At 72.7% G+C, this 23,323-nt stretch carries 19 protein-coding genes; 12 read left to right on the top strand and 7 right to left on the bottom strand.

Translation table 11 applies throughout. From position 1 onward, the window contains the following. From K2X24_RS05790 to K2X24_RS05805, 4 genes are all read right to left on the bottom strand, one after another. A partial coding sequence (locus K2X24_RS05790) for a DUF305 domain-containing protein (RefSeq protein WP_292495572.1) occupies nt 1–358 on the bottom strand: 358 nt, incomplete at its 3' end. Nucleotides 359–377: 19 nt separating this feature from the next. Then, the gene (locus K2X24_RS05795; protein WP_292495574.1) at nt 378–3,521 is read right to left on the bottom strand and encodes an efflux RND transporter permease subunit; all 3,144 of its coding nucleotides are present in this window, start codon (nt 3,519–3,521) and stop codon (nt 378–380) included. A 12-nt stretch (nt 3,522–3,533) separates the two neighbouring features. Beyond that, complete coding sequence (locus tag K2X24_RS05800; RefSeq protein WP_292495576.1) at nt 3,534–5,261, bottom strand: HlyD family efflux transporter periplasmic adaptor subunit; 1,728 nt, start codon at nt 5,259–5,261, stop codon at nt 3,534–3,536. Between the two features lie 99 nt (nt 5,262–5,360). Further along, on the bottom strand, nt 5,361–5,792 hold the full coding sequence (locus tag K2X24_RS05805) for a hypothetical protein (protein WP_292495578.1): 432 nt from the start codon (nt 5,790–5,792) through the stop codon (nt 5,361–5,363). 184 nt (nt 5,793–5,976) lie between these two features. Here K2X24_RS05805 and cobF point away from each other — a divergent pair, with 184 nt between their 5' ends. Both cobF and K2X24_RS05815 read left to right on the top strand, forming a co-directional pair. After that, entirely contained in the window at nt 5,977–6,738 is a 762-nt protein-coding gene (gene cobF / locus K2X24_RS05810) for a precorrin-6A synthase (deacetylating) (RefSeq protein WP_292495580.1), read from the top strand. 244 nt (nt 6,739–6,982) lie between these two features. Continuing rightward, the gene (locus tag K2X24_RS05815; RefSeq protein ID WP_292495582.1) at nt 6,983–8,260 is read left to right on the top strand and encodes a hypothetical protein; all 1,278 of its coding nucleotides are present in this window, start codon (nt 6,983–6,985) and stop codon (nt 8,258–8,260) included. Nucleotides 8,261–8,305: 45 nt separating this feature from the next. Here the strand turns inward: K2X24_RS05815 and K2X24_RS05820 are convergent, their stop codons facing one another. Next, complete coding sequence (locus tag K2X24_RS05820; protein ID WP_292495585.1) at nt 8,306–8,887, bottom strand: PAS domain-containing protein; 582 nt, start codon at nt 8,885–8,887, stop codon at nt 8,306–8,308. A 351-nt stretch (nt 8,888–9,238) separates the two neighbouring features. Here K2X24_RS05820 and K2X24_RS05825 point away from each other — a divergent pair, with 351 nt between their 5' ends. The 9 genes from K2X24_RS05825 to K2X24_RS05865 all read left to right on the top strand — a co-directional run bounded on the left by K2X24_RS05825 (nt 9,239) and on the right by K2X24_RS05865 (nt 18,620). After that, nucleotides 9,239–9,877, top strand: coding sequence for a ParA family protein (locus K2X24_RS05825; protein ID WP_243913133.1), 639 nt, complete (start codon nt 9,239–9,241; stop codon nt 9,875–9,877). Beyond that, the gene (locus K2X24_RS05830; protein ID WP_292495590.1) at nt 9,861–10,172 is read left to right on the top strand and encodes a ribbon-helix-helix domain-containing protein; all 312 of its coding nucleotides are present in this window, start codon (nt 9,861–9,863) and stop codon (nt 10,170–10,172) included. The genes K2X24_RS05825 and K2X24_RS05830 overlap by 17 nt, the downstream gene beginning before the upstream one ends. Before the next feature lie 389 nt (nt 10,173–10,561). Continuing rightward, nucleotides 10,562–12,100, top strand: a complete 1,539-nt coding sequence (locus K2X24_RS05835; protein ID WP_292495592.1) for a septal ring lytic transglycosylase RlpA family protein — start codon at nt 10,562–10,564, stop codon at nt 12,098–12,100. Nucleotides 12,101–12,296: 196 nt separating this feature from the next. Beyond that, nucleotides 12,297–13,481, top strand: a complete 1,185-nt coding sequence (locus K2X24_RS05840) for a D-alanyl-D-alanine carboxypeptidase family protein (protein ID WP_292495595.1) — start codon at nt 12,297–12,299, stop codon at nt 13,479–13,481. Nucleotides 13,482–13,483: 2 nt separating this feature from the next. Continuing rightward, the gene (gene tmk, locus K2X24_RS05845; RefSeq protein WP_292495597.1) at nt 13,484–14,191 is read left to right on the top strand and encodes a dTMP kinase; all 708 of its coding nucleotides are present in this window, start codon (nt 13,484–13,486) and stop codon (nt 14,189–14,191) included. Next, complete coding sequence (locus tag K2X24_RS05850; RefSeq protein ID WP_292495600.1) at nt 14,181–15,248, top strand: DNA polymerase III subunit delta'; 1,068 nt, start codon at nt 14,181–14,183, stop codon at nt 15,246–15,248. The genes tmk and K2X24_RS05850 overlap by 11 nt, the downstream gene beginning before the upstream one ends. Nucleotides 15,249–15,338: 90 nt before the next feature. Further along, nucleotides 15,339–16,913: a methionine--tRNA ligase gene (metG, locus tag K2X24_RS05855; protein ID WP_292495602.1), complete on the top strand. Its 1,575-nt coding sequence runs from the start codon at nt 15,339–15,341 to the stop codon at nt 16,911–16,913. A 44-nt stretch (nt 16,914–16,957) separates the two neighbouring features. Beyond that, the gene (locus K2X24_RS05860; protein ID WP_292495604.1) at nt 16,958–17,737 is read left to right on the top strand and encodes a TatD family hydrolase; all 780 of its coding nucleotides are present in this window, start codon (nt 16,958–16,960) and stop codon (nt 17,735–17,737) included. A gap of 73 nt (nt 17,738–17,810) precedes the next feature. Next, nucleotides 17,811–18,620, top strand: a complete 810-nt coding sequence (locus K2X24_RS05865) for an MBL fold metallo-hydrolase (protein WP_292495606.1) — start codon at nt 17,811–17,813, stop codon at nt 18,618–18,620. Nucleotides 18,621–18,666: 46 nt separating this feature from the next. Here the strand turns inward: K2X24_RS05865 and K2X24_RS05870 are convergent, their stop codons facing one another. Next, on the bottom strand, nt 18,667–19,416 hold the full coding sequence (locus tag K2X24_RS05870) for an SGNH/GDSL hydrolase family protein (protein ID WP_366934449.1): 750 nt from the start codon (nt 19,414–19,416) through the stop codon (nt 18,667–18,669). 682 nt (nt 19,417–20,098) lie between these two features. Between K2X24_RS05870 and K2X24_RS05875 the strand changes: the two genes are divergently transcribed. Then, nucleotides 20,099–21,835 (top strand): ABC transporter ATP-binding protein, encoded by a 1,737-nt coding sequence (locus tag K2X24_RS05875; protein ID WP_292495611.1) that lies wholly within the window; start codon nt 20,099–20,101, stop codon nt 21,833–21,835. Between the two features lie 93 nt (nt 21,836–21,928). On the opposite strand, the gene K2X24_RS05880 is transcribed toward K2X24_RS05875, so the two are convergent. Next, nucleotides 21,929–23,179 carry an MFS transporter gene (locus K2X24_RS05880; protein WP_292495613.1) on the bottom strand — a complete coding sequence of 417 codons (1,251 nt, stop codon included), beginning with the start codon at nt 23,177–23,179 and terminating at the stop codon, nt 21,929–21,931. Nucleotides 23,180–23,323 lie beyond the last annotated feature (144 nt).

Consider the following 23,323-nt stretch of genomic DNA (forward strand, 5'->3'; position numbering starts at 1 on the left):
CCCGGACCTCCGGGTCCTTCGAATATTGCAGGGCGACCCGCGCCATGGCGATGGCGCCCGCGTGGTGCGGGATCATGCCGGCGGCGAAATCGCGGTCGACGTCGCCGGAATAGCGGATCTCCATGTCGCCGTGCATGCGCATGGCGGCTTCCTGGAACGCCTTGGTGGAGGGCGATGCGGCGCCGGGCTTCGCCGCGCCGGCGGGCTTCGCATCGTGCGAGTGGCCCTGCGTGCCGTGGCCGTGGTCGTGGCCATCCCCCGCGGGGTGATCCTCATGGGCCGGGGCGGCGCCCGTCAGGGCGAGGAGGGCGAGGGCGGCGAGGAGGGCGGTCGTGGTCTTCATGGGGCCAGTCTTCATGGGGTTCAACTCCGTGGAATCAGAACAGGGCCGGGGCGGGGGCGCCCGCGGCTGGACCGGGGGCGGGTGCCTGCGCCGCCTGGAGGCGGGCGAAGGCGCCCCGGCCGAAGCGCAGGACCAGGACGGGGGTGAGCGCCGCGTCGAGGAGGGTGGCGCTGAACAGGCCGCCGAAGATCGTCACGGCGACGGGGTGGAGGATCTCCTTGCCGGGCGCCGTGCCGTCGACGAGGAGCGGCACCAGGGCGATGCCGGCGGCGAGCGCCGTCATCAGGACCGGCACCAGCCGCTCGTTGCTGGCCCGCAGCACCAGGGCCGGCCCGAAGGGCAGGCCCTCGGTCAGACCGAGGTTGAGGATGTGGCTGATCTTCAGGATGCCGTTGCGGGCGACGATGCCGGTGAGCGTCACGAAGCCGATCATCGAGGCCACCGAGAGGGGCAGCCCGGCGACGAAGAGCGCCGCGACGCTGCCGATGAGCGCCAGCGGCACGTTGCCCATGACGATGAGGGCGAGCACGCCGGAGCGGTAGCGGCTCGCCAGCAGGGCGAAGACCAGGGCCAGCGAGACGAGGCTGAGGAGTCCGATGGTGCGGGTCGCCTCCCCTTGCGCCTGGAACGCGCCCTCCAGGCTCGCGGTGATGCCCTGGGGCAGGGTGGTCCGCGCCAGGGTCTCGGCGATGGCGCCGGCCACGGCCGAGCCGTCCGCCCCCGCCTGGGTGTTGGCCTGGACGACCAGCCGCCGCCGCCCGTTCTCGCGCAGGATCTGGTTGGGGCCGTCGCGCTCGGCGATGTCGGCGAGCGCGTGGGCCGGGACCCAACCGTTGGGCGTCTCGATGAGGAGTTCGCGCAGGGCCGCCACCGAGCGGCCGGATTCGGGCAGCCGCAGGGTGACGTCGTAGCGGCGCAGGCCGTCGACCAGGGTGGAGACCACCCGCCCGTTGGCCAGCCGGCTCACCGCATCGACCACGGCGCCGGGGCTGATGCCGTAGAGGGCGGCGCGGCCGGAATCGACCCGCACCTCGAGCTGCGGGATGCGGACCTGCTTCTCGATGGCGAGATCCGCGATGCCGGGGATTTTTTCGAAGTCCGCTTTGAGCGCGTCGGCGGTTCGGCGCAGGCCGTCGAGATCCTCGCCGAACAGCTTCAGGGCGATCTCGGCCCTGACCCCCGAGAGCATGTGGTCCAGGCGGTGCGAGATCGGCTGGCCGATATTCACCGAGACCGGCAGCACCCCGAGGCGGGCGCGCAAGGCGGCCACGACCGCCTCACGGGGGCGCCCGCCGGGTTTCATGCCGATCTCGAGGTCGGTGGAGTGGACGCCCTCGGCGTGCTCGTCGAGCTCGGCCCGGCCGGTGCGGCGCCCGACCCGGTCCACCTCCGGAATGTCCAGCACCAGCCCCTCCGCGATGGCGCCGATCCGGCTCGACTCGGCGAGCGAGATGCCCGGCGTGAAGGCAAGGTTGACGGTGAAGGAGCCCTCGTTGAACTGCGGCAGGAAGGCGCGCGGTAGCGTCGTGGCGGCGTAGGCCGCGATCCCGACACCCAGTACGGCAGCCGCCATCACGGCGCGCTGATGCCCGAAGGCGAAGGCCACCAGCCGGGCGTTTCCGGCCTTGAGCCCGCGGATCAGCCGGCCCTCCGGCGCCTCCAGGCCCTTGAGTCCGGGCAGCAGCCAGGAGGCCAGCGCCGGGGTCAGGGTGAGGGACACGAGGAGGCTCGACAGGATCGCGATGATGTAGGCCTGCCCCAGCGGCGCGAAGAGCCGGCCCTCGATGCCCGAGAGGGCGAAGAGCGGCACGAAGACGAGGCAGATGATCACGGTCGCGTAGACGATGCCCGAGCGGACCTCGTTGGAGGCCGCCACGATCACCGCGAAGGACGAGCGGGGCGAGCCCCCATTCAGGTTCTCTTGCCGGTTCTCGCGCAGGCGCCGCAGGATGTTCTCGACATCCACCACCGCGTCGTCGACGAGCTCGCCGATGGCGATGGCGAGGCCGCCGAGCGTCATCGTGTTGATGGACAGCCCGAGCGCGGAGAAGATCGCCGCCGTGGCGAGGATCGAGACCGGGATCGCGGTGAGCGAGATCAGGGTGGTGCGCGCGTTCATCAGGAAGGCGAACAGCACCACCGCCACCACGGCGACGGCCTCCAGCAGCACCGTCACCACGTTGCGGAGCGACGTCTCGATGAAGTCCGCTTGCCGGAACAGGATCTTCTGCGCCGCGATGCCGGGGGGCAGGCTCGGGCCGAGCTGGGCCAGCGCGTCCTCCACGGTCTTGGTCAGCCGCACGGTGTCGACGCCCGGCTGCTTCTCCACGGAGACGATCACGGCGGGCTGGCCCATGTAGCCGCCGTCGCCGCGCCGGGGCCGGGGCGCGAAATCCACCTCGGCCACCTGGCGCAGGTAGACCGGACCCGCGGGCGTGCCCACCACGAGGTTGCGCAGGTCGTCGAGGTCGATGGTGCGGCCGATGGCGCGGATCAGCACCTCGCGGGCGCCCGCATCGGTGAAGCCGCCGCCCGCATTGGTGCCGAAGCCTTCGAGCGCCTGGGTCAGGGCGGCATGGGTGACGCCCAGCGCCCGCATGGCGGCGGGGTTCGGCGCCACCCGGAACTGGCGGACCTCGCCGCCGATCGGGATAACCTGCGCCACCCCCGGGATCGCCAGGAGGCGCGGCCGGATGGTGAAGTCGGCGGTCTCGCGCAGGCTCATCGGGCTCGCGGTCTCGGACGTCACTGCCACCAGCAGGATGCCGCCCATGATCGACGAGACCGGCCCCATCTGGGGCATCACGTTGGCGGGGAGTTCGGTGCGGGCGAGCGCCAGGCGCTCGGCCACGAACTGGCGAGCCCGGTAGAGGTCGGCCTCCCAGGCGAACTCGACCGTGACGATGGACAGGCCGATGCCCGAGACCGAGCGCACCCGGGTGACGCCGGGCAGGCCGTTCATCCGGGTCTCGATCGGGTAGGTGACGCGCTGCTCGACCTCCGGGGGGGCGAGCCCCTCGGCCTCCGTCATCACCGTGACAGTGGGGCGGTTGAGGTCGGGCAGCACGTCCACGGGCAGGCGCGTGAGGGCGAGGAGCCCGGTCAGCACCAGGGCGGCGGCGAGCGCCAGCACGAGCAGGCGGTTGCGCAGGGACTGCGCGACGATGGCTTCGAACATCGGGGGCTCCTCTCAGCGGATCTGGTCGAGGAGTTCGGCGCCCTGGACGACGACGCGGTGCCCGGCCGCGATCCCGTCCTCCACCAGCATCCGGTCGGCATCCAGCGGGGCCACCCGCACCGGGCGGCCCATGAAGCGCTCGGCACTGACATGCTCGTAGATGAGGCTGCCGCCCTCCGCCCGCACGACGCCGGAGCGCGCCACCGGCAGGCCGGGGCGGGCCTGGCCCACGGGGGCCAGCACGGTCACGAACTGCCCCAGGCGCAGGCCCCGCCCGTCGCCCTCAATGGCGAACTGGACCGGGACCGCCTGGTTGCGGTCGGCGAGGCCCGTGCCGCGATAGGCGAGCCGCAGGGTGCCGCCGTCGCCGAGCCGCGCGGTGGCCCGGCTGCCCTCGGCCAGCGCCTCGAAGCTCAGGGCCTCGACCCAGAGTTTGCCCGGGTCGACGATGCGGTAGACCACCGTGCCGGGGGCCGCCATGGCGCCCGCCACCGCGTTCGCCTCGGCGATGACGCCGTCGACCGGGGCGACGAGGGCTTCGGGCTCGCGCCGGATGGCGTCGAGGGCGGCGCGGCGGTCCCGCAGGCCGACGAGTTCCGAGCGGGCGTCGTCGAGCTGCGTCTGCGCCACCGCGCCCGTGCTGGAGAGGCGCTCGAAGCGCCCGACCCGGCGCTCCAGGATGGCGATCTGCTGGTCGAGCTCGCCCTGGCGCTGGCGCATGTCGGAGACGTCCACCGCCTGGACTGGCGGGGTCACGGTGGCGAGCACGTCGCCGCGCGCCACCCGGGTGCCGAGGCGGGGAAAGCCGCGCTCGGGGGGCGCCAGCCTTCCGCCGACGGAGGATTGCACCACGCCGCTGGCATTCGGGTCGGGGATGATCCGGCCCGGCAGCTCGGTGCCGCGGGTGACGGAGGCTTGCGCGGTCAGGCCGGTGCGCAGGGCCAGCAGCCGCTGGAGCGATTTGGGCACGAAGACCGAGCCGTCCGGCAGGCGCCGCGCCCGCTCCATCAAGGTGCCGCCGGTCAGGACCGCCGGGGTGACGGGGGCCGCCGTCTCGACCGGGCCGTGGCCCTCGTGCGCCTGCGCCGCGCCGCCGAGGACGAGGGCGACGACCAGCGTCGCTCCGACCGCGAGAAGGCCGACCAGAATCTGGCCCGCGCGTCGCCGGCGCGCCAGGGCGAACACCCCGAGCCCCATCAGGAAGCCGCCGGCCGCCAGGGCCGCTGGGTTCTGCCGGGCGAGGCGGTCGGCCAAGGCCGTGGCGGCGGTGCCCGGGGTGGACGGGCCGGCGGCCGGGGCCGCGGCCGGGGCGGGCAGGTGGAGATCGAGGTTGAGGATGTCGGTGCGGCCCTCGACCGAGATGCCGACGACGAGGTCGTGGTCGTCGCCGCCCAGGAGCCAGGGGGACGCGAGGCGGTAGGTGCCGGGCGCCGTCTCGGCGGCCCTGCGCCGGCCCTCCGGCGTCATCACGGCGACGCTCGCCTCCGGGACGGGGGCGTTGGTGGCGAAGGCGTCGAGGTAGAGCACGAGATCGGTGCCCTGCACCACGGCGACGAGTTCGAAGCGCTCGGAGACGGCCTCCGCCCGCGGGGCGGTCGCGGCCGGGGCGGGCGGCGCGTCCGCGCCATGGTCGTGGCCCTCATGGGCGAGGGCCGGTCCGGACAGGACGGGCAGGGCGGGGGACGCGAGGGCGACGAGGAGGGCGAGCGCGCGCAGGGCGACCGCGAGACAACGGGACATGGACCGGGATTCTTTCGCCGAGGAACACGGGACGGCGTCCCGGCCTCGCGCCTCCGTCGGGAGTCTCGCGGGCCTGGCGGACGCGGGGCAGCGTCAGGCTTAGAATCTGGGTGGTTCGGGGAGGGCTTCCGGGACGACGTCCGTCCGGGCGGGGAGGGCGCGCGCCAGGGCGCGGTCGCCGGGACCGCGCGGATCGGCGGCGTCATCGGTATCCGGTGTGAGTCCGGCCCCGGTGCAGCAGGAGCCGTTGCGGCAGCCGGCATTGCAGCAGGTGCCGTCGCAGGCGCCGGTGCTCAGTGCCCTGACCGGGGAGGCCGCCAGCACGACGACCGTCCGGACCGCGAGGGGAAGAAGCGTCTGCGCCTTGCCGGTCCGAACCTCGGACGACGCGGTCGGGGGGAGGGCGGTCGCGGCGACGCGCGCGGCATGCGCATGGCCGGCATGAGCCTGCGCACCCGACGGCATGAGGCCGACGGCGATCAGAACGATCACCGCCGCGAGCCAGAGTGCCATGTGCCGGACGCGAGTCATGTCAGGGGCTTCCATAGCACACGGGGCGGCAGCACGACAGACCGGTTTTCGGGCGCCGCGTGCCCGCGGACACCGGGGCTCACCCTAAGAAGCTGGGAACGCAGGCGGTTTGGCGGAGCCGGTTCCCCTCCTCCGCCGCATGCTCTAAGCGGGCGGCCCGGGCGGGAGTGGAGGACGGCGCGCGATGAGAACTCTCCTGGTGATCGGGATCGGCACCGGCAACCCCGAGCACATGACGATCCAGGCGATCCGCGCCCTCAACACCGCCGACGTGGTCTTCGCCCTCGACAAGGGGCGGGCGAAGGCCGACCTCGTGGACCTGCGCCGGGAGATCTGTACCCGCTACCTCACCGAGAAGCCCTATCGCTTCGTGGAGGCGCAGGATCCGGAGCGCGACCGCAACCCCGCCGATTACGGGGCCACCGTCGAGGCCTGGCATGCCGCGCGTGCGGCCCTCTACGAGACGATGATCGCGCGCGAGCTCGACCCGGAGGGCTGCGGCGCCATCCTGGTCTGGGGCGATCCCTCCCTCTATGACAGCACGCTTCGGATCGTGGACCGCATTCTCGCGCGCGGAACCCTCGCCCTCACGGTCCGGGTGATCCCGGGCATCACCAGCGTCCAGGCGCTGGCGGCCGGACACCGCATCCCCCTCAACCGCATCGGCGGGCCCATCACCATCACCACCGGCCGGCAGATCGCCGACGGCCTGCCCGAGGGTGCGGACGCCACCGTTGTGATGCTCGACGGCCGGCCCCGCTTCGACCACCTCGACCCGGACCTGACGATCTACTGGGGCGCCTTCCTCGGCACCCCTGACGAGATCCTGGTCTCGGGCCGCCTGGGCGACGTCGCGGCCGAGATCGGCGCCCTCCGCGAGGCCGCGCGGGCCCGCCACGGCTGGATCATGGACACCTACCTCCTGCGCCCGCCCGAGCGGGCCTGAGGCCGCCTGCGACACGTTCGACCGGGCCTTGGAAGACTTTGGCGGTCTCCGGGGCCAGTGACAGGCGATTCTTCCCCGTTGCGGCGGGGCCACATCGCCAAACATCCCTCTCCTCAAATCTTCGGGTCCGCCGCGACTGCGCGAGAACTGGCAGGGTGTTTGCGTGAGACTTTCCCGGGCCAATAATCGGCGTATCCTGCCGCCGCGATGATTGTCGCCGGCGCCGGATCGGGAGGGCTGTCGCATGGCGGACGAGGTTCGGATGGCCGGGTTCGGCGCGAGGCGCCGCCAGCTTGGTATCAAGCGCTGCCGGCTCGGCACGGCGATCCTGGCCGCCGCGGCCTGCTGCGCCCTGACCGCTTCCGGCGCGCCCGCCTTTCTCAAGACCACCCTGGCCGACCTGTCGCTGCGACTGGAGGATCGGGTCCAGACCCGCGCGCCGGGGCCGGCGGCCCGCATCGCCCTGGGTCCGCACGGGCGGGACGTCCGGCTCGCAGGCGAGATCGGGGAGGGGACGGCCGCGCGCCTCGGCACGCTGCTGGCCGCCCACCCGGAGGTGACGCGCATCCACCTGACCAGCGAGGGCGGTCTCGTCGACGAGGCCCTGGCGGTCGGCGAACTCATCGCCGCGCGGAACCTTGCCACTTACGTGCCGGATTACTGCGTCTCGGCCTGCACCCTGGCCTTCGTGCGCGGCTCGACCCGGTCCCTCGTGGCGCAGGGCCGCCTCGGCTTCCACGCCCCCTACGATGCCGGCCTGTTCGGGCAGATCCTGCAGGCGGAGGGCTCGGTGGAGCTGGCGGCCTACGTGGCGGCGGGGGTCGAGCCGGCCTTCGCGGCGGAAGCCCTCGCGGTGCCTTCCGAGACTCTCTGGATCCCCGAGGCCGCGCGGCTGATCCAGGCCCGGGTCGCCACCGAGATCGTGGAGACCGACCGCTTCCCGGATTCCACCCTCGACGACGATCCGAGCCCCGCCGGCGCCCGGGCGGCGGTCCTGCGCGCCCTGCCCCTGCTGGAGGCCCTCGACGGGCGCGAGACGATCCTGGCGGACATGGCGAACGCCTATCTCGACGGCTACCGGGCCGGGCGCCCGGAGGGCGAGGCCCTCGACGCCCTGCGCGACCGCGCCCAGGCCGAGATCGCGCGGGTGCTGCGCGGCGCGGACGATGCGACCTGGGTGGAGATCGGCCGGACGCTCCTGCGGGCGATGCGGCGCGCCGAGCCCGAAGCCTGCCGCGCCATCGGCGGGGAGGGCAACCTCCTGCTGGCGCAGGACGCACTCTCGACCGGGAGCGGGGGGCGGCCCGACGATGCGCCGCGCGCCCTGCTCGCGCGGGCGGCGGGGCAGGGCGGTGGGGCCTCAAGCCCGGCACGGTCCGCGGCGCGGCCCCCGCGCGACTGCGCCGGCCTGATCGCGGCCTATGCCCGGGCCCTGGCGGGCCCCGAGGCGGGGGCGGCCCTGCGGGCCCTGGCGAGTCACCCGCCCCGCCCGGCCCAGGAGGCGACGGCCCTGCCCCGCTGATCCTGCCGGAAACCCTGCGGACGACTTCGGGCCCGCCTCCCGGTCTCAGTGACGCTGCCCGTCCGGCGCCTCCCGGAGATGGTGGGCGAGCTCGAAGCCGATCTCCACCATGACGCGGTCGAGGAGGCGGATCAGCCCGGGGCGTTCGAGGGTCGCGGCGAGCCCCCGCAGCGCGATGGCGTGCTCGGCCATCCGGTTCACCCGGTGCTGGTCGCGGGCGTTCTCCGCCCGATCCTCCGTCAGGTCGAGGACGATCCCCCGCGCCCAGGTCGGCCGCCCGGCGGGGTCGCGTTCGATGCGGCCGCGCAGATCGAGCCAGCGCGCGGCCGGCGCGGTGCGGAAGGCCACCGCGAAGGTGCCGCCCCGCGTGATGGCGGCGTGGAGCGCGCTCTCCAGGCGGACCCGGTCGTCCCCGTGCGTCGCCGCGATGAGATCCGCCAGGGGACGCCCCCGCCTCCCCGCCTCCGGCACGAGCCCCAGGAGCCGCGCCAGGGGCGCCGAGAGGGCGAGGCGATCCGCCCAGATGTCGTGGCACCAGACGCCGACGACGCCGGACGCGGCCAGGGCCGCGCACAGGCCGCCCGGATCGTCCGCGCCGTCCAGACCGAGGGAGGGAGATCGCGCCATGAGCTTCCTCGCCGGCAGCCATGGACCGGCCAAGCGTTGACCTGAGGTTGAGAGGCCGGGCGGTCCGGGACCTTCCTCAGGCCGCCATTCTAGGGGGTATTGCGAGGCACGGAAAGGGGGCGGGGTATATTTGGGTACGGGTAAGGCAACCTGAGATTGCCTTGTGTGTCCGCCTGTCCGCCCGCAGGCTTAACCGTTGATTAACCATGATGGGCGACACCCGGATCGCAGCATCCTGGTGTCACAGGACGGGGGCCAGCGGCCATCCTCCGCCGCCGATCCGGGCCTGCCGGACCTGTCCGTCCACCTCACGCCACCCGGATTCGTCGACGCTCGCGAAGGGATGCCAGGATGAAAGCCATCACGTTCGTCACCCAGAAGGGGGGGAGCGGCAAGAGCACGCTCTGCATCTCGCTGGCGGTCGCCGCCCAGGAGCGCGGGCTCTCGGTCTGCATCCTCGAGATGGACCGCCAGGCCACGATCAGCGACTGGCTCGACCATCGCAGCGCCGAGGGCCCGGAGGTCGCGCAGATCGACGCCACCCAGATCGAGGGCGTGATGGCCCAGCTGCGCGAGTCCGCCTACGACTACGTCTTCATCGACACGCCCGGCGTGGATTCCGCCGGCACCCTCTCGGCGATCCGCGCCGCCGACCTCTGCATCATCCCGTGCCGCCCGACGCCGGCGGATCTGCGCGCCTTCAAGCCGACGCTGGCGGCGATCTACCGGCTGGAGAAGAAGTTCGCCTTCGTGCTGAACCAGACGCCGCCGCGCTCCTACCGCATCCGCGACGCCGCCGACGGGCTCGCCGTGCTCGGCATCCTGCCAGACGTCAACATCGTCGCCCGCACGGACCACCAGGACGCCATCGGCGTCGGGCAGGGCGTCACCGAGTTCAACCCGAAGGGGCAGGCCGCCATGGAGGTGCGCAAGCTCTGGGGCTGGATCGAGAAGCGCATGCAGGTGAGCAAGCATGCCAAAGCCGCCTAAGCTCAGCCTCGCCTCCATCGTCGCGGCGTCGTCCGCGCCGGGAAAGCCCCAGCAGACTGCCGAGATCGTCCAGCTCGACACCGGTGCCCCGCCCCGCCGCACGCCCGCCACCCTGAAGGAACGCGCTCGCCAGATGTCGGTCTATCTCGAGCCGCCGGTCTACGACCAGCTGCGCGACATCGCTCATGCCGAGCGCGCCAAGATGCACGGCCTGATGCTGGAGGCCCTCGACCTGCTGTTCAAGCAGCGCGGCGCCCGCTCGATCGCACAGCTCAACGACCCGGGGACCCGCTGAGGCTTCGGGTCCTTCGTAAAAAACCGAAAAAGAGAGCTCTGACAGTATTTTGCCGGGGTTTTCGCGCATGCAGGATGAGGGCGGGGCGGATGCCGCGCGCGAACGGGCGGACGGGCTCTGATCGCCGGCGAATTGGATCTCTGCGACAAGTGGTTATGCGGATATCCTGAGTGATCGCATCAGGCCCGAGCGCTCCAGCCGTACCTGCCGAGGGACAGGTCCGGCCCGGGATCGTTCAGCCTTCCTTTACGCCATCCGGACAATCCTCCGGCTCTCGAACGGGGCGGAAGCGCTCCCGCCGAGGGTCCGGCCGGTCCTGCTCTTGCCCGCCGGCGGGCCGATCCAGCGTGTGTGCGTATCGGGGCGAGGGCTTGGGGCGGATCATCGCGATGGCGCGTTCGACGAAGGCCGGACATCCGGGGCCGGCCCCGCTGCCGCTGTGGCGACTGCTGGCCGTCTCGGCCGTGGCCCTGACCACCGCCAACTGCGCGCAGAACACCCAGAAGTTCGCCGGCGCCCCCGCCTCCGGCGGCTCGGGCCGAGATCCGAAATACGGCGTCAAGGCGAGCCCACGCCTCTACAACGAGGGCGACGTGATCCCGAAGGGCGGCGGGCGCCGCTTCTCCGGAAAGCCCTACGTGGTGGCCGGGCGCACCTACGTGCCGCGCGAGGATGCCAAGGGCTACGTCCGCGAGGGCTTGGCCTCCTGGTACGGCGCGGCCTTCCACGGGCGCCTGACCGCCAACGGCGAGGTCTTCGACCGCAACTCCATCGCCGCCGCGCACCCGACCCTGCCGCTGCCGAGCTACGCGCGCGTCACCAACCTCGCCAACGGCCACTCGATGATCGTGCGGGTGAACGATCGCGGTCCCTATCACGCCAACCGCCTGATGGACGTCTCCGAGGAGGTGGCCCAAGCCCTGGAATTCCGCCGCAGCGGCACCGCCCGGGTGCGCGTCGAGTATGCCGGCAAGGCCTCCACCGCCGGCAGCGACGACCGCAAGCTGCTGGCGACCCTGCGCACCGACGGCCAACCGGCGGCCATCCGCGGCCAATCCCCGGTGATGCTGGCCGATCTCGGTCCCGACGCCCCCCAGGTGTCCTCGGAGCGCCTGGCCCGCGCCACCCGCCCGGCCCTGGCCTTCAAGGAGGCCGGCGAGCGCGAGGCCGACGCCGAAGCCGCGAATCCGGCCTCCGGCGTGGCGAGCGCCGAGGCGCCCGAGGCGGCCCCGGCGCCGCGTCCGGCCCGGTCCGCGCCGGTCCTGGTGGCGGGCGCCGCCACCGTGGCGGTCCCGGCCGCCCTCCAGCCCACGGCGAACCGCGACACGACCTTCCGGCCCGTGCGGCACGCCCCCGCCGAGCCCCATCGGGCGGTGGCGCAGGCCGCCCCGCTCAGCCTCACGCCGCCGCCCCTGCGGTTGGCCGGAGCCCGGCCGGAGCCCGGCCGGGCCGAGGTCGCGAGCCGCTTCGCCGCCGTGCCCTCCGCCGGCAAGGTGGCCGGCAAGGTCCCGCCGGTCACCGCCGCGTTGGCCCAACCCGCGCGGCCCATGACCGGGAAGCCGGAGTCCGGATCGACCCGCGTGGCCGCCGCGGGCAGACCGCTGGCTCCGCTGCAAGCCTCCGCCAGATCCTCCGCGTCACACCCCGCCGCGACCCGGCTCGCCGCGCAGGAGTTCTCGGGCCTCGCCCCGAAGGCGGGTTCGACGCCCAAGATGGCTCTGGCTCCCAAGACGGATCCTGCCTCCAAGATGGCTCCCCCGTCGAAGGCAGCCCTGGCCCGCCTCGCGGCCGATGCCACCGCACCGAAGGCGGGCAGCGCCAAGGCAGCGTCCGCGACCCGGGCCGGCGCCGCCGACAGGTCGTCCGTCGCCGCAGCGCCCGCCAAGGCACAGGGGCGCGCCCGGGCCCAATTCGCCGAAGCCCGCTGAAGTCCGGGCGCGAGCCCGGAGCCGCGCGGCGGATGGATCGTCGCGTGCTTGAAATCGCACGGGATTTGGTTCGATCTTGGCGGCGATTGCCTGTAACGTCACGCTTGATCGTGGGGGCGGTGACGGGGTCGGCGTGAGGCAGGACATGGGTTTGAGATCAGTCGTGGCAGGGCGTGCTTCGTTGCGGTGCGGCGTGATGTCGGGCGTCGTCCTCGCCGCCGCGATGGTGGCGCTCAGCTTGGTCAAGGCGCCGGCCGCCCTGGCCCAGAGCTTCCAGACGGCGGCCCCGCACGCGATCCTGCTCGATGCCGATTCCGGCTCGGTGCTGTTCGAGAAGGGGGCCGACGAGCTCTTCTCCCCGGCCAGCATGGCCAAGCTGATGACCACCGAGATCGTGTTCAACGAGATCCGGCAGGGCCGGCTCACCATGGACTCGGAATTCCAGATCACCGAGGACGCCTGGCGCCGGGGCGGGGCGGGGGGCGGCGGCTCCTCGATGTTCGCCCAGCTCAACAGCCGCATCAAGCTGTCCGACCTCCTGCGCGGCCTCATCGTGCAATCGGGCAACGACGCCGCCATCGCCATCGGCGAGGGCATCGCGGGCTCGGAGGAGAATTTCGGGCGGATGATGACGGCGCGGGCGAAGGTGCTCGGGCTGACGCGCTCGACCTTCCGCAACGCCACTGGCTACTCGGCGCCCGACCAGAAGGTGACCGCCCGCGACCTCGCCAAGCTCGCCCTGCACCTGATCGAGGCCTATCCGGACCTCTACAAGATCTTCGCCGAGCGCGAGTTCACCTGGAACAAGATCAAGCAGCAGAACCGCAACCCGCTCCTGACCCTCGACATCGGTGCCGACGGCCTGAAGACCGGCTACCTCGAGGAGTCCGGCTATGGCCTGACCGGCTCGGCCGTGCAGAACGGGCAGCGCCTGATCATGGTGGTGAGCGGCCTGAAGACCGCCCGCGACCGGGCGGCGGAATCGCGCAAGCTGATGGAATGGGGCTTCCGCGCCTTCGAGCCGCGCCAGATCTTCACGGCGAACGAGACCGTGGCGGAGGCCTCGGTCTATGGCGGCGCGGCCGGCAGCGTGCCCCTCGTGGCCAAGAAGCCCGTGCGCGTGCTGCTGCCGCGCGGCTCCGGCGACAAGATCACCGCGAAGGCGGTCTACCAGGGGCCCCTGGTCGCCCCGATCGAGCAGGGCCGCGAGGTCGGCCGCTTGCGCATCACCCGCGGCGAGACCCAGGCCCTCGACCTGCCGCTCTATGCCGGCGAGGCGGTGGAGGCGGGCACCATCCCGCAGAGGGCCCTCGATGCCACCTGGGAGGTCGGCACCGGCCTGTTCCGCAAGGCTTTCGAGAAGGCCGGCGCGAAATCGTGACGGTGCGGGCGGGAGGAGCGGGCAGGGGGCGCTTCATCACCTTCGAGGGCGGGGAGGGGGCCGGCAAGTCGACCCAGATCCGGCGCCTCGCCGCGCATCTGCGTGCGCGCTCCGGCCGTCCCGTGGTGACGACGCGCGAGCCCGGCGGCTCGCCCCGGGCCGAGGCCATCCGCGAGGCGCTGCTCGCGGGGGTGGCCAAGCCCCACGGCCCCTTCGCCGAGGCGCTGCTGTTCTGCGCCGCCCGGATCGACCACCTCGACACCCTGATCCGCCCGGCCCTGGCGGCGGGCGAGATCGTGCTGTGCGACCGCTTCGCGGATTCGACCCGGGCCTACCAGGGTGCGGCCGGCGGCCTCGACCCGGCCCTCCTGACGAGCCTGGAGGAGGTGGTCGTCGGCCAGACCCGGCCCGACCTGACCCTGATCCTCGACTGCGACCCGGAACTCGGGCTCGCCCGCGCCCGCGCCCGGCAATCCGCGGACGAGGGCGCCGCGACGGGGCCGGACCGCTTCGAGGCCGAGGCCCTGGCCTTCCACGCGCGGCTGCGCACCGCCTTCCTCGCCATCGCGGAGGCCGAGCCGGGGCGCTGCGCCGTCGTCAACGCGGCCCTGCCCGCCGATGCCGTCGAGGCCGCGATCCGCACCGTGGTGGCCGAACGCCTGCCCGGGCTCTTCGCCGAGACGCCGGGAGCGCACGGCGATGCGGCCTGAGCGCGCGCCCGAGGATGTCGAGCCCGGCGACCTGACCGAGGTCCCGCGCCCGCGCGAGCAGACCGGCCTCGTCGGCCATGCCGAGGCGGAGGCCGCCTTCGCCGAATCCATCGGCTCCGGGCGCCTGCACCATGCCTGGCTCATCGGCGGCCCGCGCGGCATCGGCAAGGCGACCCTGGCCTACCGGGTCGCCCGCTGGCTCCTCGCCAACCCCGCCGCGCGGGATGCCCCCGCGCACCTCGCCGTCGATCCCGGCCACCCGGCGGCACGGCAGGTGGCGGCCCTGTCGCACCCCAACCTCGTGGCCCTGCGCCGGACGCGGGCGCCCAACGCCAAGACCCTGGCGACCCGGATCTCGGTGGATGCGGCGCGCGGCGCCCTCGCGCTCTTCGGCTCCACGGCGGGGAGCGCCGGCGGCTACCGCATCTGCATCGTCGACAGCGCCGAGGACCTGAACGCCAACAGCGCCAACGCGCTCCTCAAGATGGTGGAGGAGCCCCCGCCCCGCTGCCTCTTCCTCATCGTCAGCCACGCGCCGGGGCGGCTCCTACCGACCATCCGCTCGCGCTGCCGGGCCCTGACCCTGCGCCCGCTCGCGCAAGCCGAGGTCGCGCGGGTGATCGGCGGCTTTCCCCCGCCCTTCGTGCAGCCGAGTTCCGAGGCGCTCGCCCGGGCGGCGCTGCTCTCGGAGGGCTCGGTCGCCGACGCCGTCGCCCTCCTCGATCCGGCGCGGGCCGGCCTCGTATCCGAGGTCGAGACCCTGCTGGCCCGCCTCGACCATCCGGATTGGCGCCGCATCCTCGCGCTCGCCGAGAAGCTCTCGGGACGCGAATCCGACGAACTCTTCGCGGCGAGCCTCGACACGGTGTTCCGCTTCGTCTCGGCCGAGCTCGACCGGCGCCAGCACGAGCCCCCCGCCCGCCTTGCGGCCCTGGTCGAGGTATGTGACAAGATCGCCCGCGCCGCGCGGGAGGCCACGACCTACAATCTCGACCGCCGGCCGCTGGTCCTGTCCCTGTTCGGCGACCTGGCCGGCGCGCTCCGCGACGCCGCCTGAGCGGCATGGTAGGCTTCCGCCGTCCTGTGATCCCAGGACCCGATTCCGGGGCCTGATCCTGTGAACCCTGCATCCGGGGAACCCCTCGACGTGACCGCCACCGACCCGGCAAGCCGCAAGACCTTCGGCCTCTCCACCGCGATCTCCTATCCGAACGGCGCGCCTCATATCGGTCATGCCTACGAGGTGATCGCCACGGACGCGATCGCGCGCTTCAAGCGCCTCGACGGCTACGACGTACTGTTCTCCACGGGCACCGACGAGCACGGCGTCAAGATCCAGCAGACGGCCGCCAAGGCCGGGATCGGCCCGCGCGAACTCGTGGACGACATGTCCGCCCGCTTCCGCGCCGTGGCCGAGGCCCTGGGCTGCAGCCACGACCGCTTCATCCGCACCACCGAGCCCGAGCACTACGCCGCCGCCCAGGAACTCTGGCGCCGGATGGAAGCCAACGGCGACCTCTACCTGTCGAAATACGCCGGCTGGTACTCCGTGCGCGACGAGGCCTACTACGCCGAGGACGAACTCGAGGCCGGACCCGACGGCACGCCCGTGGCCAAGGCCACCGGCACGCCCGTGACCTGGATGGAGGAGGAGAACTTCCTGTTCCGCCTCTCGGCCTACGAGGACCGGCTGCTCGCCCTCTACGAGGCGCAACCCGACTTCATCGGCCCCGAGACCCGGCGCAACGAGGTGACGAGCTTCGTGCGCTCCGGCCTCAAGGACTTCTCCGTGAGCCGCACGAACTTCGACTGGGGCGTGCCGGTGCCGGGGCATCCCGACCACGTCATGTACGTCTGGGTCGACGCGCTCACGAACTACCTCACGGTGACGGGCTTCCCCGACGACGCCGATCCCCGGAAGAAATTCTGGCCGATGGACCTGCACGTCATCGGCAAGGACATCGTGCGCTTCCACGCGGTGTACTGGCCGGCCTTCCTGATGTCGGCGGGGCTGCCGCTGCCCAAGCGCGTCTTCGGCCACGGCTTCCTGCTCTCCAAGGGCGAGAAGATGTCGAAGTCGCTGGGCAACGTCGTCGACCCGATGGACCTGATCGCGACCTACGGCGTCGACGCGGTGCGCCACTTCGTGCTGCGCGAGGTGCCCTTCGGCGGCGACGGCAACTACAGCCACGAGGCGATCATCACCCGCTACACGGCGGACCTCTCGAACGGCCTCGGCAACCTCGCCCAGCGCTCGCTCTCGATGATCGCCAAGAACTGTTCGGGGCTGGTCCCCGAGCACGGCACCTTCACGGACGACGACCGCGCCTTGCTGGCCCTGGCCGATGCCCTGCCGGGCACCGTGCGCGAGGCCATGGATCGGCTCGCCCTGCACACGGCGCTCGCCGAGATCTGGGCCGTGATCACGGCCGCCGACCGCTACTTCGACGCGCAGAAGCCCTGGGTTCTGCGCAAATCCGATCCGGTCCGTATGGCGGCCTCCCTCTACGTCGTGGCCGAGACCCTGCGGGCCATCGGCATCCTGGTGCAGCCCTTCATGCCGGGCTCCGGCGCCCGTCTCCTCGACCTCCTGGCCGTGCCGGCGGACCGGCGGCAACTCGCCGATGTGGGGGAGGGCGGCCGCCTCGTCCCCGGTACGCCGCTCCCCGCCCCCGTCGGCCTGTTCCCGCGCTTCGTCGAGCCGGAGACGCCGTCCGCGTGAGCGACGGTGCCTCGCCCGCCCGACCGTTTTCTGAGCCCCCTGTCATGCTCGTCGATAGCCATTGCCACCTCGATTTTCCGAACTTCGCGGAGGATCTTCCGAGCGTCATCGCCCGCGCCAAGGTGGCCGGCGTGAGCCGGATGGTCACGATCTCCACGCGGGTCGCCAAGGCCCGGACCTACGAGGCCCTGTCCGAGGCGCACCCGGAGATCTGGCACACCATCGGCACCCATCCGGACGGGGCGGGCGACGAACCCGACGTGCCGACCGAGGCCATCGTGGCGCACACGCACCACCCCCGCTGCATCGGCATCGGCGAGGCGGGCCTCGACTTCCACTACGACAACGCGGCCCCCGAGGCGGTGCAGGAGCGGGTGTTCCGCCGTCACATCGCCGCCGCCCGGGAGACCGGCCTGCCGCTCGTCATCCACGCGCGCGACGCCGATGCGGAGATGGAAGCGATCCTCGTCGACGAGATGGCGCGCGGCCCGTTCACGGCCGTCCTGCACTGCTTCTCGTCGGGCGCGCGCCTCGCGGAGGTCGGCGTCGAACTCGGTTTCTGCGTGTCCTTCTCCGGCATCGTCACCTTCCGGCGCTCGCACGACCTGCGGGCGATCGCCCGTTCGGTGCCGCCCGACCGCCTCCTGGTGGAGACCGACGCCCCCTTCCTGGCGCCCGAGCCCCATCGCGGCCGCACCAACGAGCCGGCTTACACAGCGGACACGGCCCGCTCGCTCGCCCAGACCCTCGACATGGACTTCGCAGAGTTCGCCGCCCTGACCACCGCCAATTTCCACCGCCTGTTCCACAAGGCCGCAGGGTGAGCGGGGCAGGGGGCCCGGGTCGGGACGTGACAGGCCCCGCCCCCCTCCGATACCAACGGTGGCGGAGGTGCCGATGGGTGCATTGACAGTGACGATCCTCGGCTGCGGCTCGTCGGGCGGCGTGCCCCGCGTGGGCTATGGCTGGGGGGCGTGCGATCCGGCCGAGCCGCGGAACCGGCGTCGGCGCTGCTCGCTCCTGGTGGAGCGTCACGATCGTCCGGGGGAGGCGGCCACCACCCTCCTGGTCGACACCGCGCCGGACCTGCGCGAGCAGCTCCTGGCCCGGGCCGTCCAGCGCCTCGACGCCATCCTGTTCACTCACGCCCATGCCGACCACACCCACGGCATCGACGACGTGCGGGCGCTGGTGATCCACATGCGCCGGCGCATCCCGGTCTTCGCCGATGCCCGGACCCGGAGCCTGCTGGAGGCGCGCTTCGGCTACTGCTTCGAGACGCCGCCCGGCAGCGAGTACCCGCCGATCCTCGACATGAACGACCTGGCGGACGGGGCGGCGATGCAGGTGGAGGGGCCCGGCGGGACCGTGACGGCCCTGCCCTTCGGCATGGAGCACGGCAACGAGGCCGCCCTCGGCTTCCGCTTCGGCCCGGTGGCCTACGCGCCCGACGTCAGCCTGATGCCGGAAACGTCGCAGGCGCGGCTGCACGGGCTCGACCTGCTCATCATCGACGCCCTGCGGGAGACCCCGCACCCGACCCACTACTCGGTCTCGGATGCCCTGGCGCTGATCGAGCGGTTACGTCCGCGCCGGGCCATCCTGACGAACCTGCACACGGATCTCGACTACGCGACCCTCGCGGCCAAGCTGCCCGCGAACGTCGTGCCGGCCTGTGACGGCCTCAGCGTCACGCTGGACCTGTGACGCTCCCGGAGGAGGGCGGTCCGGCCGCCTCCCCGGTCCGGTCCTCTCAGTTCTGAGTGCTGGCGTCCTGCGGCAGGCCGGCATTGGCGAGGAGCTGCGCGGTGGCGGCACGGGCCAGGCGGTCGTAGCCGGCATCGGTCATGTGCAGGCCGTCGGGGCCGATCATCTGGGTGGGCGACAGCAGCCCCTGCGCGGCCCAGGCCCGCATCATCGCGTTCCGGCGGATCACCGGCACGTTGAGCTCCGTGGCGATGGCGTGCAGGGCGGCGCCGTAGGCTTCGGCGCCATCGGTGGTCGAGAGCTTCTTGCACCATTGCTGGTCCATCAGGACCACGTCGGCCCCGGTGGCGCGCATGGCGAGGATGCCGGCGCGGGTGAGTTCGGCGAAGCGCTCGACGCTGACGCCGCTCATCGGGTCGTTGCTGCCGGTCTGCCAGATCACGAGGTCCGGCTTGTCGGCGAGCACGTCGCGCTCCAGCCGCCGGGCCATGGCCTCGGAATCGTCGCCGCCCTTGCCCCGGTTGAGCACCGTGACGCTGGAATGCACCGAGCCCATCGCGCCGAGCCGCGCTGCGAGGTCGCGCTGGAGCTGGGCCGGGTAGGTCGTGGACGGCGAGGAGGCGCCGGAGCCCTCGGTCGAGGAGGAGCCGAAGGCCACGATGCGGATGGCCTGGCCCTGCGTGATGAGGCCGGCGAGGCGGGGCAGGCGGGCAAGCGCCCGGCCCGGGATCGCCGGACGGGCCGCCGGCGCCGACCGCGTGGCCTCCGTCGGCACGGCCTGCAGCGGCTGCGCCATGGCCTGCGAAGGCTGCGCAATGGCCTGCGGCGACTGCACCAGGGCGGTGCGCTGCGGCTCGGCCCGCGCGCCCGTGGCGAGCGAAACGGACCCGATGGCCAGAAGGGCCAGGCTCAGGACTGCGGAGGGGCGCGCAAAAATCGGCATCGCGTTCGCTTCGGAGAGGATCGATTCGGGCGGGCTTCCGCTCGGATGGTGTCCGGTATCATGTATTATGAGGAAGAATTGTGACATCCGCCAGCGGTTTAGCACCGCCAGGACCCGTCGCGCACCTGAGACCTGCCGATTGCGTGAATCGGCCGTGTGGAGATTGCATGAATACGCGGTGTCGGGAATGGGTGAACCCTTCGTCAGCGCGAGGCCCCTGCCCCGGTTTCACGGCTTCAGGTTCCATAATATATCTTATGCGAACTGCGTTTCGAGCCTGCGATGTGGGTGTGCCAGGGCGGATCGGACCCGGTTCTGGATACGCGCGTTCGCGGATCCGCGAGCCTCATGACCGGCGCGGCATGTGACGCGCACCGCGCACATGCGATGGCCGGGGCCGGGGGCGTGAAGGCCCCTCCCCGCGCCACCGGCGCCGGGATCGAACCGGACGGCGCGCGGATGGGCATGCGGACGGGATTGCGATAGGACGCGCCTCGATCGGTCGCCCGCGCGATCCCGTCTCGACGGAGCCCCCATGCTGAAGGCCTTCCTCGCCTATTACCGGCCGCATCGGACGCTGTTCCTCGTCGATTTCGGCTGCGCCGTGCTGTCCGGCCTGCTCGAGCTCGGCTTTCCCATGGCGGTGAAGGTCTTCGTGGACGTGCTGCTGCCGCGCCAGGACTGGCAGCTCATCCTGCTCGCCGCCCTCGGCCTCGGGCTGGTCTACGTGGCCAATGCCGGCCTGATGGTGGTGGTGACCTATTGGGGCCACGTGCTCGGCATCAACATCGAGACCGAGATGCGGGCGCGGGCCTTCGACCACCTGCAGAAGCTCTCGTTCCGGTTCTACGACAACCAGAAGACCGGCCACCTCGTCGCCCGCGTGACCAAGGACCTGGAGGAGATCGGCGAGGTCGCCCATCATGGCCCCGAGGACCTGTTCATCGCCGTGATGACGCTGCTCGGCGCCTTCGGCCTGATGCTGTTCGTCCATCCGCCGCTCGCCCTGATGACGGCCGCGATCCTGCCCGTGATCGCCTTCGTGACCCTGCGGTACGGCGGGCGGATGACCCGGAACTGGCAGGCGCAGTACGGCCGGGTCGGTGCCTTCAACGCCCGTATCGAGGAGAATGTCGGCGGCATGCGCGTGGTCCAGGCCTTCGCCAACGAGTCGCACGAACGGCGTCTCTTCGCTTCCGACAACGCGCTCTACCGCACGACCAAGCTCGAGGCCTACCGGATCATGGCGGCCAGCCTGTCGATCAATTATCTCGGCATGCGCCTCGTCCAGATCGTCGTGCTGTTGGGCGGCGCCGCCTACGTGGTGCGCGGCGAACTGAGCCCCGGCGGCTTCGTCGGCTTCCTGCTGCTGGTGGGCGTGTTCTACCGGCCCCTGGAGAAGATCGGCGCCGTGGTCGAGACCTACCCGAAGGGGATCGCGGGCTTCCGGCGCTACGCGGCGTTGCTGGCCACCGCCCCCGACATCGTCGACCGGCCCGACGCCGTCGCGGCGCCGCCCCTGCGCGGCGACATCCGCTTCACGGGCGTGCGGTTCGGCTACGCGGCGGGCCGCCCCGTCCTCCGGGACCTGACCCTGGCGATCCGGGCGGGCGAGACCGTGGCCTTCGTCGGCCCATCGGGGGCGGGCAAGACGACGCTGTGCTCCTTGATCCCGCGCTTCTACGAGGTCGAGGCCGGGCGGATCAGCATCGACGGGCACGACATCCGGGACCTCACCCTCGCATCCCTGCGCCGGCAGGTCGGCATCGTGCAGCAGGACGTGTTCCTGTTCGCCGGCACGATCCGCGAGAACATCGCGTATGGCCGCCTCGATGCGGATGACGCGGCTATCCGGGCGGCGGCGAGCCGGGCCCGCCTCGACGGTCTGCTGGAGACCCTGCCCGAGGGTCTGGACACGCTCGTGGGCGAGCGGGGGGTGAAGCTCTCGGGCGGGCAGAAGCAGCGCCTCGCCATCGCGCGCGTGTTCCTGAAGAACCCGCCGATCCTGATCCTCGACGAGGCGACCTCCGCCCTCGACACGCAGACCGAGCAGGAGATCCAGCGCTCCCTCGTCGAGCTCGCGAAAGGGCGCACGACCCTGGTCATCGCCCACCGGCTCGCCACCATACAGCAGGCGGACCGGATCGTGGTGGTGGGCGAGAACGGCATCGTCGAGGAGGGGCCGCACGAGGCCCTGCTCAAGTCCGGCGGCGCCTATGGCCGCCTCTACGCCGCGCAGTTCGGGCCGGCGCGGCACGCGGCCCAGACTTGAGGCGCGGTGGGGGCAGGGGCGTCGTCCCTCCCCTGCCCCGGAGCGCGGGCGCCTGAACCGCGGCGCGCGCGAAAGCAGGTCCCGGTCTCCCGCTCAGGCGCGCGGCCCGCTCGCGCCTTGGGGCTCCACGCCCGTCGGGGACCCGGGTTCGGAGGCGGGGCGCCGCAGCCCGGCCGCGAGCGGCAGCGCACCGGCGCAGAGCGCCGCCATGCCCCAGAACGCCTCCGCCCCGTAGCGGCCGTAGAGCCACCCGGCGAGCCCGGTCAGGACGGTGTTGGCGAGTCCGAGCCCCAGGGTGGCGTAGAGGGTCTGCGCGGTGGCGCCGCCGCGCACCGGCACGAGGTCGGCCAGCAGGCGCATGTTGGCGAGGTGGAGCAGCGCGAAGGTGAACCCGTGCAGGGCTTGGCCGAGGGCCAGGATCGGCACCGCCACCGTCGTCGCCATGATCGCCCAGCGTAAGGTTCCGGCAGCGGCGGCCAGCATCGCCGCCCCAGCGGTGCCCAGGCGCTCCAGCAGCCAGGCTCCGCACAGGACGAACACGACGACCTCCGAGAGCACCGCCAGGGACCAGAGCAGGCTGATGGTGCCGGCTCCGAGGCCCGCCGCGCGCCAGCGGATCACCGCGAAGGCCTCGTGCAGGGCGTGGCTGCCGATGACCAGGGCCGCCACGACGAGCACCCGCCGGAAGAGCGGCGCGGCGAGGAGGCCGCGCAGGTCGGGGGCTGCCGATCCCTCCCCCTCCGGACGGGCGGGCGGCGGGGCCGCCGGAACCCGGCCCGCGGCCAGGGCGGTGAGAAGGAACAGCAGGCCGCTCGACACCAGGATGCTGCCGAGGCCCGCCCAGGCGACGGCCTGCCCCGAGAGCAGGGTGGCCAGGATGAATGCGGCCGATCCCGCGCCCCGGACCCAGCCGTAGCCGAAGGCCCGCCCCCGCTCGATCGCCGCGATCTCGATCGCCGCGAGGGTGAGGGCATCCGCCAGTGGCGCGAGGGCGGCGAGGGCGGCGGCCTGCGCGAGGCCGATGAACAGGAGCGCGGGAAAGCCGTGCCCGAGGAGCGTGGCGAAGGCGAGGAACCCCGCCGCCGCGGCCCCGGCGGCCAGGACGGCGCGGGTCGCGTCGAGGCGGTCCGCGATCCGCCCCGCCAGGGGCCCGGCCACGAGCCGCATCAGGGTGCCGGCGGCGAGGACGATGCCGATCTCGGAGGGGTCGAGTCCGCGCTCGCCGAGGAAGCTGGGCAGGAAGGGCGAGACCGTGCCGTAGGCGGCGTAGAGGCTGCCCTGCAGGAACACGAAGGCCGGGAAGGAGCCGAGGGCGGGTCGCCTCGGCGCGGAGGGCGCGTGCACGGTCGGGCTCCCGGCGCGGGGTGGGGCGGGGCCGCGTCTCGCCCGTCCCTCCCCGATTAGGGAAACCCGTGCCGATCGGAGAGAGCCCGTGCCGATCGCGGGCGGCTCAGGGTCGGCGCGTGCCGTCCATTCAGAGTTGATGCG

The sequence above is a fragment of the Methylobacterium sp. genome (assembly GCF_019750675.1).
In the GTDB taxonomy this organism is placed as follows: Bacteria; Pseudomonadota; Alphaproteobacteria; order Rhizobiales; family Beijerinckiaceae; genus Methylobacterium.